This window comes from Rhodococcus sp. NPDC127593 (genome assembly GCF_042671975.1).
GTDB lineage: Bacteria > Actinomycetota > Actinomycetes > Mycobacteriales > Mycobacteriaceae > Rhodococcus_F.
Genome location: NZ_JBHXWI010000033.1, coordinates 79,957 through 93,125, shown reverse-complemented (window position 1 = coordinate 93,125; position 13,169 = coordinate 79,957). Strand labels below are relative to the sequence as shown.

Here is a 13,169-nt window from a genome sequence, read left to right as displayed (position 1 = left end):
GTCCTATCTCTCGTTGACGAGGGTGAACGGATGGTGGTCGGACTCGTTGTGTCGGTGCGCGATCACGGTCAGCGCCTCGGTGCGACCCTCCCGGACCGCCTCGAGCAGTGTGCGGGGGGCCACGCAGTCGCCGACCCGCACCGCGTCCTCGAGTGACGAGCCGAGTGCGTCGTCGGGGAGGCGATGCGAGCAGTCGATCAGCACGGTGCACGGCACCACCGACTCTTCGGCGGTGTACCGGTTGCGTAGGCGCACACCTTCGTCGCCGATCGACACGATGCGGCTGTCGAGGTGGCGCGTCACCCCGGCTCGTTGCAACCGGGTGTTGGCGTCGGCGAGGTCGCCGGTCATGCCGAGTCGTGAGCCGGCCACGGAGTCCTGGGTCACGATGCTCACATTCCGTCCCCGCGCCGCGAGCCATTCGGTGACTGCCACGCCGACCGGTCCACCGACTGGGTCGAAGACGACGTGGGGCCCGTCCGTCGGCGCCCCTCCATCCAGCAGGTCCGCGGCGCCGATGCACCGGACGCTCCCCTCGACCGGGAACGGCAGCGGGCGAGCCCTGCTGCCGGTCGCGAGGATCACCGTCGCGCCCGCGCGTTCCGCGGCGTCGAGTTCGGCGTCGGAGACAGCGGTACCGAGACGGAATTCGGCCCCGAGGCTGCGGCATTCGTCCTCGAGCCAATCGGTCAGCGCCGTGAGGTGCGGCGCCCCCGCGGCGGCTCGCACGATCCCGCCGAGCCGTGGCGACGCGTCCGCCACGGTAACGCGGAGACCGCGCAGGGCCAGCACTCGCGCCGCCTCGAGACCGGCCGGACCACCACCGACCACCAGCACCGCGCCGGCGGCCACATCGGCGATGTCCTCGGCGGGATCAACGGTCTCGTGCCCGGCCGTCGGATTACCGACACAGGTGACGACCGGATTGCGGGGGTCGAGCACCTGACACGTCTGATTGCACAGAACACACGGCCGCGGCACCGCACCGCGCCGGATCTTGACGACGAGGTCGGGGTCGGCGATCTGGGCGCGCGTCATCTCGACGACGTCGGCGACACCCTCGTCGAGCGCCCGCCGGGCGTCGGCCGGATCGACGACACTGCCCTGGAGGACGACCGGGACCGCGCCTGCGACCGCCGCGCGGATGTCCCGGCAGAGTTCAGTGTTGAACGCGGGTGGCCGGTGGAAGTCGGGCCGGTAGGCGTTCGGCGTCATCGGTCCGCCCCGGACCACCACGAGCAGGTCGAGAGCCTCGGCAAGTTCCCGTGCGTGTCCGGCGGCGATCGACGGCGTGATCCCCGCCCAGGACGTCTCCTCGTCGCAACTCAGGCGCAGGGACAGGATCCGGTCGGGGCCCAACTCGTCGCGGACGGCGGCGAGGACCTCCCGGGTGAGGCGCAGCGGGTCGGTGCCGTACCCGTCTTCGCGCACATTGGTGAGGTTCGAATGGAACTGTCGCAGTAACCCTCTCGGTCCGGCGTCGAGCTCGACACCGTCCACATCCGCGGACACGGCCGCGGCCGCGGCGGCACGGAAGCCCTCGACGAGACCGTCGATCTCCGCCTGCTCCATCTGCATCGGCATCTCACGGGAGATCACGTCGGCAATCCTCGACGGCCCCCACAGCACCGCCTGCGAATACGCGCTCGACCCCTGCAGTCCGGTGTGCCCCAGCCCGGCCAGCACCAGCGTGCCGCGCGGACGGCAGGCCGCGACCACGTCCCGCCAGCCGCCGACGCAGTCGGACGCCAGCGGAGCCCGCTCGTACGGCCAGTCGGAGGCATGGACCGACGCCACCTCGGTGACGACGATCCCCGCGCCACCACGCGCCCGACGCTCGTAGTACGCGACGTGCCGCGATGAAAGCGTTCTTCCCGCACCGAGATTGGTGGGGTGCGGACCCAGAAGCACCCTGGACCGGGCGTGGCGCCCGGCCAGGGTGATCGGGTCTGTCAGTTGCGCAGACATCTACGCCGTTCGTCGGTCAGGATTCGGCGCCGAGCACACGCGCGAATCCCGGCGGGATCACGACGTCGGACGGCGTGAGGTCGTGGATGGACGAATGACCCAGCCCGAGCAGTGCCGAGTCGATACCTCCGCGGAGGACGTCGAGGACGTTCTCGACGCCGGCCTGACCGTTCGCCGAGAGGCCCCACAGGTACGCGCGGCCGATCATGACCGCCCTGGCGCCGAGCGCGACGGCCTTCACGACGTCGCTGCCACGGCGGATACCACCGTCGAGAAGCACCTCGACCTGGTCGCCGACGGCCTCCGCGATGGCGGGCAGCGCTCGGATCGGCGCCGGGGTGCCGTCGAGGTTGTTGCCGCCGTGATTCGAGACGGAAATCGCGGTGACGCCGGCGTCGACGGCGCGCTTGGCGTCGTCGATCCGCATGACACCCTTGAGCATGAACGGGCCACCCCACTGCTCGCGCAGCCACGCGATGTCGTCCCACGTCGGCAACGGTGTCTGCATCCACTCGCCGTAGGCACCGAAGAACGTGGGCGGTTCCTGACCGGGCTGCGCCAGGTTCGGGGTGGTCAGATCCGGGATCTTGCCGGTCTTCGCGAACTCGTACAACCACTTCGGACGGGTGATGCCCTCCGGCGCGAACTGGAGCATCGCCTTGAGGTCCATCTTCTCGGGGATGGCTGGGCTGCCCCAGTCGCGTCCGTACGAGAACGACCAGTCGGTGGTGATGATCAGTCCGGTCGCCCCGGCTGCGCGGGCGCGCTCCATTCGCTGGATCAGCACGTCCCGGCTACCGACCCAGTACATCTGGAAGAACGTCTGAGGATTGGCCGCCGTGACCTCCTCGATGGACTTGCTCGCGAACGAGCTCAGACCGATCGCCGTTCCCCGCGCCGCCGCCGCACGGGCGACCGCGACCTCGCCGTCCGGATGCACCGCCTGCACACCGGTCGGGGAGATCACGACGGGCAGCGAAATCGGCTGTCCCATCACGGTCGTGGACAGCTCACGCTTGTCGGACAGACCGACGACGTGGGGGGCGAACCCCAGCTCGGCGAACGCCGCGATGTTGTCGTCGACCGTCACGCCCCGCTCGGAACCGGCGATCAGCGCTGCATACACCGACTTCGGCAGGCGCTTCTTCGCGCGACGCTGAGCCTCGGCCACCGTCTCGAAGAACGGATTCTTACCCATGGCAATACCTCTCGTACCTGGCAGACGACTTACGTCTGGTCCATGCCCGCAAGCGGGTTCTCGTCACAAATCTTGGCCGGCGGACGCACCATCAGCGTCAACGGAACCGGCGCCCGCGGAGTCCGGCGCTGGCCGGTGCGGGAGTGGTCGACACTGGATTTCGGGATCTCCCCCGCGGCCGCCAACGCCAGTTCGCCGTTGCCGATCACACATTCGGGGTCCGGGCCGTCCATGGGCAGCCCGGTGAAGAACTTCGCGGCCATGCATCCGCCGCGGCAGGAGTCGTAGTGGTCGCACTTGCTGCACGCGCCGCCGGTCTGCGGGGACCGCAGCTCCTGGAACAGCTCCGACGTCTGCCACACCTGCTGGAAACCGCCGTCCGCCACGATGTTTCCGGCGAGGAACTGCTCGTGGATCGCGAACGGGCAGGCATAGACATCGCCGATCGGGTCGATCAGGCACACCACCCGTCCGGCGCCGCACAGGTTCAGACCGGGCAACGCGTCGCCGTACGCGGACAGGTGGAAGAAGGAGTCGCCGGTGAGCACGCCCTCGCCGTTGGCGACCAGCCAGTTGTAGAGCTCACGCTGCTGCGCCTGCGTGGGATGCAGTTCGTCCCACACGTCCGCGCCGCGCCCCGAAGGTCGGAGCCGGGTGATACGCAGGGTGGCGCCGTACTTGTCGGCCAGGGCCTTGAAGTCGTCGAGCTGGGACACGTTGTGCCGGGTGACCACCACGGAGATCTTGGCGTCCTTGAAACCGGCCTCGGACAGATTCTCGAGTGCCCGCACCGCCATCGCGAACGAACCCGGACCACGGACGGCGTCGTTGACCTCGGCCGTCGCACCGTCGAGGGAGATCTGCACGTCGACGTAATCGCTGGCCGCGAGCCGGGCGGCGACCTTCTTGTCGATCTTCACCCCGTTCGTGGAGAACTTCACCCCCACCTGGTGGGCGGTCGCGTAGTCGACCAACTCCCAGAAGTCCGAGCGAACCGTCGGCTCACCGCCGCCGATGTTCACGTAGAAGACCTGCATACGCTGCAGTTCGTCGATGATCGACTTGCACTGCTCGGTGCTCAACTCCCGCGGGTCACGCCGGCCGGAGGAGGACAGACAGTGCACACACGACAGGTTGCACGCGTAGGTCAACTCCCAGGTGAGGCAGATCGGGGCGTCGAGACCGAGTTCGAACTGGTCGACGAGGCGGCCGACCGGGGCGGAAGGCCTTTCGAGCATGGAGGTCATGGGCTGTGTCCTCTGGTACGGGTGAAGAGAGCTGGTCAGGCGGGGACGATCATGTGCGACTCGGCCAACGTGCCGAGCGCTCGCGCATACTGCGCGGCAGTGTCGTCCCCGATACCCTGCGCCCGCAGTGCGGACCGGGCGTCGGCGTGTGAGGGAAGGGCTTCGACCACCGCGACGATCGTGCGGTTCTTCAGGAACGACAACTTGCGCGTCCCGAAGTGGTAGAGCAGCGCCCCGAAAGGTTCGGGACGCAGCGCCACCTGCGGATGAAGCTTCCAGCCCACATCGAGATCGATACCGGCGTTGCCGGCCACTGAAGCAGAAGCTGGAGCGGACATGATCAGTACACGCCGCACATGCCGTCGATCGAGACCTCTTCCACCAGGGATTCCTCCACCAAGTCGTTTTCCAGCACGTTGTTGTCGCGATCCGACATGATTTCCTCCTACTGTTCGGTGATACGGCGCGAGCCGGAGGGATGTTCCCCGTCATAGGAGACCGTCCCTGTGACTCGCCTCACCACTGTAATGGCATCGAGTGCAGAATGACAGATCGGGAGGGAACGAAAATTGAGAAGTCGTCGAAAACCATCCAGTCGGATAGGGCGACGCCCGTCCACAACGCAGGATCGGATCAGTACCGTCGGGATCGAACTGTTCACGGAACAGGGGTTCGACGCCACCAGCGTCGACGAAGTCGCCGAAGCGTCCGGCATCGCCCGGCGCACCCTTTTCCGCTACTTCCCGTCCAAGAACGCGATCCCGTGGGGAGACTTCGACGCCCACCTCGCCGAAATGCGCGCCCAACTCGCAGCGCAACCCGATGACATCCCGATCGTCGACGGGCTCACCGCAGCACTCCTGCAGTTCAACGCGTTTCCCGAGAGTGAGGAAATCAACCACCGCAAGCGCATGGGGCTGATCCTGCGAGTCCCCGCCCTGCAGGCGTATTCGGTGGTGATGTACGAAGGGTGGCGCAACGTCATCGCCGAGTACGTCGCGAGCCGGCTCGGAACCTCATCGACCGACCACGTTCCGCGGACAGTCGGCTATCTCCTACTCGGCGTAGCGATGTCGGCGTACGAGCAGTGGCTCGACGATGATTCGCTCGAACTGAACGAACTACTCGCCAGCGGAATGCAATCGCTCTACGATGGGCTGAGTTCCCTCGGCGAGCCCGACACCCGAACCTGACCCACTCCAGCCATCACCTCCCGGCAAGGTTGCCTCGAATGACTTCCACTCTCGACACACCCGCTTTCGACTCGCTCGCACCCTGCGAATCCGGGCTGTGGTCACATGGTCACGTCACGGTCGAGCGGGTCGCAGGCGGGCCGCTCACACTCACCCGCGACGGCGACCAACTGCAGGTGACGCACGCCCTGACGCCCGACGATCTGAGCGAACGACTCGTCGCCTCGGTCACCGCGTCCATCGAGGACGCAGACTTCGGTCAGGACGAATTCGAATCGACCATGGTCGGACTGGTCCGCTCCACCGTCAACGGTGCGCTCGAGGCGTGGACCGTCTACTACCGCAACTCCCTGGACGAACTGCTGGACGGCACCGCCGACTTCGCACCGATCCACGAGAAGGCGGAACAACTGGTCCGCGGCTCCGTCCTCGACCTCGGGTCGTGCTTCGGATTCCTTCCGCTGCGACTCGCCCGCGCCGGGCGGTCCGTCACGGCGACCGACATCCTGCCCGGCACCATGACCCTCCTCGACGCCGTGGCACCGGAACTCGGACTCGATCTGCGCACCCTCGTGTGCGACGCCGCGCACGTGCCGGTTCCCGACGACAGCGCCGACACCGTCACCGCCATCCACCTCCTCGAACACGTCGACGAAAACATCGGGGCCGCAGTGATATCCGAGGCGCTCCGCGTTGCCCGCGACAGGGTTGTCGTCGCCGTCCCGTACGAGGACGAGGCGACGGCCTGCCACGGACACATCCGCACCTTCGACACCCCGTCGCTCACGAAGCTCGGCGAATCGACGGGACGCCCGTTCGAGGTGTTCGAGCACCACGGCGGGTGGCTCGTCATCGACTGCTGACCACCTCACGATGCGCGCAGGTGTGCAGGCGCCGGTAGCGGTGGGGCCGCCGAGCGGTAGTGGTGTCCGGTCGGCGTGCCGAGGTCGATGAGGTGGGTGCGGCCAGGGTTCTGTACTGGGCGGGCGGTCCATCCGTCGCCTTCCTTCGCATAGTTGCACGCTTCGCACAGCCCGGACCCGTTGTCCGCCGACGTCGCACCGGACTTGCCGTGTGAGCGAATGTGGTCGTGATGGCGGATCGGCGCATCACACCACGGAGTCCTGCACGTCTGATCCCGCAGATCGATCAGCTTTCGCAGACTCTTCGGGAATGTGCGGGACTGCGATTCCATCGCCGTCAACGACCCCGACTGCGGGCATACGTAGATGCGCTGCAACGACGTCTCGGTGTCACTATCGACGGCGTCGGCCACCAGCCGCCGCGCAATCCCCGCCGGCACCGGCCCGAAACCCTGCAACTGCGCGGCCTCATGCCCGCCGGCCAACAGCACCTCGTCCGAGAGCACAAGATTCACCGCCACCGGAACACCCGACGCCAACGAGGCTCCGGTGCCGCGTGCGAACAACAAGTCCACCATCACCTGATTGCGGGTACGGCCACCGCTGTTCCCGGTCGCGATCAGACTGTCCGCGTCCCGACCCAACGTGGCCTGCAAACACACCGCCTGCTCGACCGGCATCAACACACTCAGGTACGCCATCGAATCCGGTGCCGGGCGCGTCGTCACCCGACGCTCGGACTCGGCCTTGCGATGCCGGGCCACGACCGCGGCGGCGTCGAGTTCCACCGCCAATCCCTTCGCCCGTGCGATCAGACCACGGTCGCCGACGCCGACGAGAGTGGCCGGGTCCGAGCACAACCGGCGGTCGACGATTCCCCGATCTGCCGCCGACAGGCACGCCGTTTCCCGCACGAGCAACGTTGCTCGCCATTCGTTCAGCCGGCCGGTCCGCAACATGGCCAACGTGTGCGGCATTTCGTGCACCAACGCCTGCGCGAAGCCCAGATGTCGACCGCCGCGGTTCGGGGACTCCCTTCGCGCCAACGCAATCTGCGACCCAATACCGCGGCCCCACTCGGACTGCGGAAGTCTCCGGGCTTTACGGTCCTCTCGGATGCTCGTCGCGACATCGTCCGTGATCACCGCCTGCACCGCACACCCGACCGACTTCAACGTCTCGATCGCGTCGATCAGATCAATGCCCAATCCCGCGTCGCCACTCGCCGCCTCGGCACATTGCAGCCGCGCCGTGAATGTGCGTAATTCTTCGAGCAGTATTGCCCCCACAACCAACCTCCCCCAAGGTCGTTCGAAACTTTGTTCGATTCTAGCAACCGAACGCGACCAGAGCAATGGGTTCCGACGTCGCGGTCAATACAGGTACGCGTTCGACCATCTCCCCGGTGTCGGAACCGCGCGAAGGTCACGCGGCAGCGCCGGGCCCGGGAAGGTCGTCGACGTCGCCGGCCTGCATCGACTCTCCGCAGTCGGTGCAGCGCAGGTCGACTCGGCCCAGCTCGCCGCAGTACATCACGAAACCGGCAGCGCCGCTGTTCGTCCTCAGCCACCGGCCGGGCCGCAGATGGCGGCCGCCAGAGCTGATCAAACTGGGCTGGCGCACGCCGTCGCGGCCGCCCGCGACGCCACCGAGGGAAGGACTCTGCCCATCCTGCTCGGTGCCGGCCGCCTACTTCCACAGCTGCCTTCAGCGGCGCGGTGACCAGGGCCGCGAGTGACCATCGGCCGGCGGTTGCACCGGCCGGGCGCGCAATTCGTTCACGTCCGCCACCGACAGCGTCCTGGTTCCGTGCCGGCGCCAGTCGTCGCCCTCCCATGAGAACTCGAGAACAGCGCGGGGCCGGCCGTGATCCGTTCGGACAGCCGCCCGGCGGTGAGCCCCTCCGTATTCTCGGCTAGCTCGCGCAGAAGGTACTCCGCGTCCTCGTCGCACGCGTCGCAGCCACACGCCGGGAGCGCGAAGTCCTGCCACGCTCCCGCACGCAGGTACAGGCCGGGAAACGACGTGAAGGTGATCGTCAGTGGAGCCTGATCCCGCTGAACGGGAGTGATCGTCACCAATTCGAGGGTCGCCACCGTCCGCGACTCCGACGGCGGCGCGGACGCGCGGTCGACAGCGACATCGAACCGACGACCGAGATCGGCGATCAGAGCCTCGGCCGCCGGGATCAGCGGGGCGAACCGCTCCGGATTCGTCACCCGCCCGTACGCTTCCTCCGGTGGGTCCGCCACAACCCCGGTCCCTTTCGCCTCGGTCGGCGCTCACGGTGGGCGCCACGAAGGTCCATCGTCGCGAAAACTGTCGACGGTCGGCAACCGATTTACCGCGGGCGCCGACCACCGTTGAGCACAGGCGTATGCCGTAGGACTACTGTCGACGGTCGGCAACCGATTTACCGCGGGCGCCGACCACCGTTGAGCACAGGCGTATGCCGTAGGACTAACGAAATCCGATGCCGCACCGACAGAAGCAACATACGGACCCGAAGGAGTACCCGATGAGCCCACAGGATCCGCAGGTTCCTCGCCGGCGCGGCCTCGTCGTCCACCCTCGCCGCCGCGGTGGTCGCGGCGGCGGACTGTCACACCGGCACCACGCCCAGATCGGGCACTCGCACTGCACGGCGCACGGCGCACGGCGCACGGTCTGCGCGCGCTGTACCTGCAGGTACAGCGCCCACACGGTGCGTTCGCCCCGGCCGTCGACGATGTCGTCGAGCGCCAGGGCGGCCATGGTCCGCCGGGATGCGTCACAGCGTTCGGCGTGGGCGTCGAGCACGGATGCGATGGTGTCGGCCCGGGTGAGGGTGAACGACTGGCCCGGGGTGCTCGCGGTGCCGATCTCCCGATACGAGCGACCGGTCACCGCTTGGTCGAACCACACGCCCTCGACGTCGGTGACGTGTTTGACCAATCCGAGCAGCGTCGTCTTCGAGCGCACCAGACGCCGGCGCGCCTGCTCGTCGTCCAGACCGTCCACACTGCCGCGCAGGGCGGCCCGGTACCCGTCGAGTAGTTCGTCCAACCGGCGACGGAGATCGTCAGTCCGCCCATGCCGGGAATGATAATCGCCCCCGAGCGGTCGGTGTATCGGATCTGCTGGGCTGGGGCGACAACGACCGCGATGAGTTTCGCGCGCGCATGCTGTCTGTACTGGATGAGAGGTGTTGTGGCGAAGACGCGTCCCGGCCCGAAGTACGCCCGACCGGCTCGACACGAGGACGCCAGGAAGAGGAGCGAACCCATGGTCATCGTCGCAGGACGCATCACCGTCGAACCGCAGCAGCGCGAGTCCTACCTCGCAGGCTGCGTGCGCGTCGTCGAACAGGCACGCGCCGCAGCAGGCTGCCTCGACTTCGCCATCACCGCCGACCTGATCGATCCCGGTCGCATCAACGTCTTCGAGCGCTGGGAGTCGCAAGCGGCGGTCGAAACCTTCCGCGGCAGCGGCCCCAGCGACGAGCAGGGCGCGGAGATGCTCTCGGCGTCGGTAGCCGAGTACGACGTCGCCGACGTGAGGCCCCTGTTCGGGGAAAGCACAGCATCAACTACCCGGTCCTGAAGGACGCGGGTTTGCTGCTCACGTTCTAACTGGCTGTTAGAGGGGTGGCTGCTTTAGGCACGGTTGATTGGGCGGCCCGGTAGTTGTTGTGTCCGAGTGCGGCAATGTTGGCGGCGGCGTTATGGTCCGCGTGGCCGGTCCATCCGCAGCCGCGGCACCGGAAGAGTGCTTGACTGTGCCTGTTCGCGGTGTCGCAGTGCCCGCAGTGATGGCACGTTTTACTGGTATTGCGAGGGTTGATCACCTGCACCGGCACCCCTGCCGCGTGCGCCTTATAGGTGATCTGGTCGCGCAGTTGCGCGTATGCCCAGGAGTGCAGTCGTTGCCGTTGTCCGCGTGCGAGCCGTACCCGGTCCCGGATTCCCGACAGGTCTTCTACCGCGATTCCTTGACCGGTGCGTTGTGCTTGGGCAACAATCGTTTTCGAGAGTTGGTGATTAATGTCGGTGGCGTACCGAGTCTCCTTCCTACGCCGCTTCTTCAGTTTCCGTTTCGCGGACTTGGTCCCCACCTTTTGCAGCGCGGACCGCATGGTTCCGTTCTTTTTCCGGCGGGCGGTGACCGCACCACCGGACCACCGGACGTCGAGTTCGGCCGGGTCGTCTGCGGTGGTCACAGCCAGGTTCACGATCCCCAAGTCCACGCCCAGCCACCCGGTGGGGTCGTCGGCGGGGACCAGCTGATCCGGTGCGTCGGTGTCGACGGTTGCATGCAGGTAGAAAGATCCGTCGCGGAAAATCAGATCTGACTCGCCTTTGCGGTCGGCGAGCATTTTCCGCTGCCACGGCGCGCACACGAATCCGACGTTGCGCATCCGGCCCGCGGTCGTCCAGATCGACACCGTCGATCGATCGATCTGCCACGACAAGCACCGATCGTCGAACGGTTGGCCCGCGTCCTGACGGAACACGATCGCCTTACCTGCAACCTTCGCATACCGTTTCGATCCCGGCGTGCCGTAATTCCCGTTAAGCAAGTTCACTTTCCGGGTCGCGTACGCATCCGCGACTTTCTTGATGACCCGGATCGCCGGTTGCGCCGACAACCCGCACGCTTTGAGCTGGGCATAGACCTGCTTTTGCAGCGCGAACGGGCGTCGATCAGCGGCGGTGTGCGCGAGCTGCGCAACCATGTTCGCCCCCGCATTGCACAACTCCAGTGTCGATTTCAGCGCCACATACTGCTCTGGGGTGGGAGCCAGCTTCACGACAACGATCCGCTTCACACCCTGCGCCTTTCCCTGCGGATACTCTTTGGTCTATGTCACCGAGATGGACGCCCGACCCGGACATACGCCGCGGTCGTAGCGTTGTCTACAACCTACATGCACACTTGGTCTTCGTCACGAAGTATCGTCGCGGTGCGTTCACCGACCCGATGCTGACCCGATGCGGACAGATCATGGCAGAGGTGTGTGACAAGTTCGGCGCAACGTTGACCGAGTTCAACGGAGAAACCGACGGGGGTTCCCCCCTGAGTGAGGACATCGTGAACACTGGGTCGTGAAGGTCCCAGAGGAAGAGATGTCACTGATGGCGATGAAGGCGTACTCGGCGGAGTTCAAGGCCGATGCCGTCGCGTTGTACCTGTCCGATCCGAGCCACACCTTCGACGGCATCGGCAACGACCTGGGCGTCAGCCGCGAGACCCTGCGCAACTGGGTGCGGGCCGAACGCAAACGCACCGGCACTTCCACGGCCGAGCTCCGGGCCGGCGGGGCGGCGCGGTCGGCGTCCCGGGCGGGCGAGGTATCGTCCGAGTCCGTGTTGGAGGAAGAAAACAAGCAGCTCAAGGCCCAGATCCGGAAACTCGAAACCGAGCGGGAGATCCTGCGTAAGGCGGCGAAGTATTTCGCGGGCGAGACGAATTGGTGAGCCGCTTCCAGTTCGTTGACGACCACTGCGACACCGCTCCGGTGAAGTGGCTGTGCCAGATTCTCGAAGTCTCCCGCTCGGGCTTCTACAGGTGGCGGACCTCTGCGCCGGCCCGGGCGGCCCGTGCCCGCGCCGACGAGGAGCTGGCTGCGCGGATCCGCGCTATCCATGCAGACTTCGATGGCACCTACGGTGCCCCGCGCATCACGGCCGAACTACGCGAGGCCGGGATCGAGGTGAACCACAAGCGGGTCGAGCGGGTGATGCGCGAGCACGGGATCGTCGGCGTGCACCTGCGCAAACCGGTGCGCACCACCGTCCCCGATCCAGACGCGGCCGCGGTGCCGGACCTGATCCGGCGGGACTTCACCGCGAGCGCACCGAACACCCGATACGTCGGCGACATCACCTACCTCCCAGTCGGTGACGGCGAATTTCTGTATCTGGCGACGGTGCTGGACCTGAGTTCCCGACGGTTGGCGGGGTGGTCGATCGCCGACCACATGCGTACCGAGTTGGTCACCGACGCGTTACAGGCGGCCGCTGCCTGTCGCGGCGCCGCAGGGATCGATGGGTCAATTTTCCACAGCGACAACGGATCCCAGTACGCATCGGCCAAGTTCGCTGACCTCTGCCGCGAGCTCGGAGTGACCAGATCGCGGGGCGCGGTCGGAACGTCGGCGGACAATGCGGCTGCCGAGTCGCTGAACGCGACGTTGAAACGGGAGACGCTGCAGGGGCGGAAGCGCTGGAACGGGGCAGGTGAGGCTCGCGCCGAAGTCTTCCGTTGGATCACGCGCTACAACACCAGAAGGAGGCATTCCACCCTCGGTCAGATCTGTCCGATCAAGTTCGAGCAGCGATCGGCTACGCTGGCCACCGCTGCATAGGAATTGGTGTCCACATCTCGGGGGGAACGCCCGACCACGTCCACCTATTGATCCACTACCCACCTACCGTGCAAATCTCCACCCTGGTCAATAGCCTCAAGGGCGTCTCCGCTCGTTACCTGCGCCAAGAGTTCCCCGACCACATCCAGAAATACCTGTGGGGCAATCACTTCTGGTCACCGTCCTACTTCGCCGCCTCCGCAGGCGGAGCCCCACTCGCCATCATCGCCGAGTACATCACCAACCAAAAACGACCCGAACCCACAAAAGAAAGCGACCCCGCTACGCGCGATCGCGCAGTACAGAATCAGCTTCCTCCCGGCCCTAAAGGGCCAGGCTTCCTCTGATTAATCC

15 protein-coding genes and 1 pseudogene are annotated in these 13,169 nt (G+C 66.5%); 6 read left to right on the top strand and 10 right to left on the bottom strand.

The genetic code is table 11. The features are described 5' to 3' along the window. Positions 1 to 3 precede the first annotated feature (3 nt). Genes ACFVJ3_RS28595 through mftA form a run of 5 tightly spaced genes read right to left on the bottom strand, consistent with a single transcriptional unit; the run spans position 4 to position 4,849 of the window. Positions 4 to 1,968, bottom strand: coding sequence for a mycofactocin system FadH/OYE family oxidoreductase 1 (locus tag ACFVJ3_RS28595; RefSeq protein ID WP_378455263.1), 1,965 nt, complete (start codon positions 1,966 to 1,968; stop codon positions 4 to 6). Positions 1,969 to 1,984: 16 nt separating this feature from the next. Next, positions 1,985 to 3,166: a pre-mycofactocin synthase MftD gene (gene mftD / locus ACFVJ3_RS28590; RefSeq protein ID WP_378455262.1), complete on the bottom strand. Its 1,182-nt coding sequence runs from the start codon at positions 3,164 to 3,166 to the stop codon at positions 1,985 to 1,987. 29 nt (positions 3,167 to 3,195) lie between these two features. After that, on the bottom strand, positions 3,196 to 4,413 hold the full coding sequence (gene mftC, locus ACFVJ3_RS28585; RefSeq protein ID WP_378455261.1) for a mycofactocin radical SAM maturase: 1,218 nt from the start codon (positions 4,411 to 4,413) through the stop codon (positions 3,196 to 3,198). A gap of 35 nt (positions 4,414 to 4,448) precedes the next feature. Further along, positions 4,449 to 4,751, bottom strand: coding sequence for a mycofactocin biosynthesis chaperone MftB (gene mftB / locus ACFVJ3_RS28580; RefSeq protein ID WP_080578158.1), 303 nt, complete (start codon positions 4,749 to 4,751; stop codon positions 4,449 to 4,451). Positions 4,752 to 4,753: 2 nt separating this feature from the next. Continuing rightward, a complete protein-coding gene (gene mftA, locus ACFVJ3_RS28575; RefSeq protein ID WP_005573048.1) occupies positions 4,754 to 4,849 on the bottom strand; it encodes a mycofactocin precursor MftA in 96 nt (31 codons plus the stop codon). Positions 4,850 to 4,982: 133 nt separating this feature from the next. On the opposite strand from mftA, the gene mftR reads away from it, so the two are divergent. Then, a complete protein-coding gene (mftR, locus tag ACFVJ3_RS28570; RefSeq protein ID WP_378455260.1) occupies positions 4,983 to 5,606 on the top strand; it encodes a mycofactocin system transcriptional regulator in 624 nt (207 codons plus the stop codon). Positions 5,607 to 5,644: 38 nt separating this feature from the next. Then, entirely contained in the window at positions 5,645 to 6,469 is an 825-nt protein-coding gene (mftM, locus tag ACFVJ3_RS28565) for a mycofactocin oligosaccharide methyltransferase MftM (RefSeq protein WP_378455259.1), read from the top strand. A gap of 5 nt (positions 6,470 to 6,474) precedes the next feature. Here the strand turns inward: mftM and ACFVJ3_RS28560 are convergent, their stop codons facing one another. From ACFVJ3_RS28560 to ACFVJ3_RS28545, 4 genes are all read right to left on the bottom strand, one after another. Beyond that, entirely contained in the window at positions 6,475 to 7,758 is a 1,284-nt protein-coding gene (locus ACFVJ3_RS28560; RefSeq protein WP_378455258.1) for an HNH endonuclease, read from the bottom strand. A 136-nt stretch (positions 7,759 to 7,894) separates the two neighbouring features. Continuing rightward, entirely contained in the window at positions 7,895 to 8,092 is a 198-nt protein-coding gene (locus ACFVJ3_RS28555) for a hypothetical protein (RefSeq protein WP_378455257.1), read from the bottom strand. 155 nt (positions 8,093 to 8,247) lie between these two features. Then, positions 8,248 to 8,721: a DUF6226 family protein gene (locus ACFVJ3_RS28550; RefSeq protein ID WP_378455256.1), complete on the bottom strand. Its 474-nt coding sequence runs from the start codon at positions 8,719 to 8,721 to the stop codon at positions 8,248 to 8,250. A 208-nt stretch (positions 8,722 to 8,929) separates the two neighbouring features. Next, a complete protein-coding gene (locus ACFVJ3_RS28545; protein ID WP_378455255.1) occupies positions 8,930 to 9,514 on the bottom strand; it encodes a DUF664 domain-containing protein in 585 nt (194 codons plus the stop codon). A 219-nt stretch (positions 9,515 to 9,733) separates the two neighbouring features. On the opposite strand from ACFVJ3_RS28545, the gene ACFVJ3_RS28540 reads away from it, so the two are divergent. After that, entirely contained in the window at positions 9,734 to 10,051 is a 318-nt protein-coding gene (locus ACFVJ3_RS28540; RefSeq protein ID WP_378455254.1) for a putative quinol monooxygenase, read from the top strand. A 25-nt stretch (positions 10,052 to 10,076) separates the two neighbouring features. Here ACFVJ3_RS28540 and ACFVJ3_RS28535 read toward each other — a convergent pair whose 3' ends face one another. After that, on the bottom strand, positions 10,077 to 11,276 hold the full coding sequence (locus ACFVJ3_RS28535; protein WP_378455253.1) for an RNA-guided endonuclease InsQ/TnpB family protein: 1,200 nt from the start codon (positions 11,274 to 11,276) through the stop codon (positions 10,077 to 10,079). 35 nt (positions 11,277 to 11,311) lie between these two features. On the opposite strand from ACFVJ3_RS28535, the pseudogene ACFVJ3_RS28530 reads away from it, so the two are divergent. The 3 genes and pseudogenes from ACFVJ3_RS28530 to tnpA form a co-directional block, all read left to right on the top strand. Beyond that, positions 11,312 to 11,512 (top strand): annotated as a pseudogene (locus tag ACFVJ3_RS28530) (transposase); the annotation flags it as partial. A 71-nt stretch (positions 11,513 to 11,583) separates the two neighbouring features. Continuing rightward, a protein-coding gene (locus ACFVJ3_RS28525; RefSeq protein WP_378455284.1) for an IS3 family transposase occupies positions 11,584 to 12,815 on the top strand; the annotation gives its coding sequence in 2 pieces (ribosomal slippage) (positions 11,584 to 11,905 and positions 11,905 to 12,815; 1,233 coding nt in all). Continuing rightward, complete coding sequence (gene tnpA / locus ACFVJ3_RS28520; protein WP_378455283.1) at positions 12,788 to 13,162, top strand: IS200/IS605 family transposase; 375 nt, start codon at positions 12,788 to 12,790, stop codon at positions 13,160 to 13,162. Before ACFVJ3_RS28525 ends, tnpA begins: the two co-directional genes overlap by 28 nt. Positions 13,163 to 13,169: the final 7 nt, after the last annotated feature.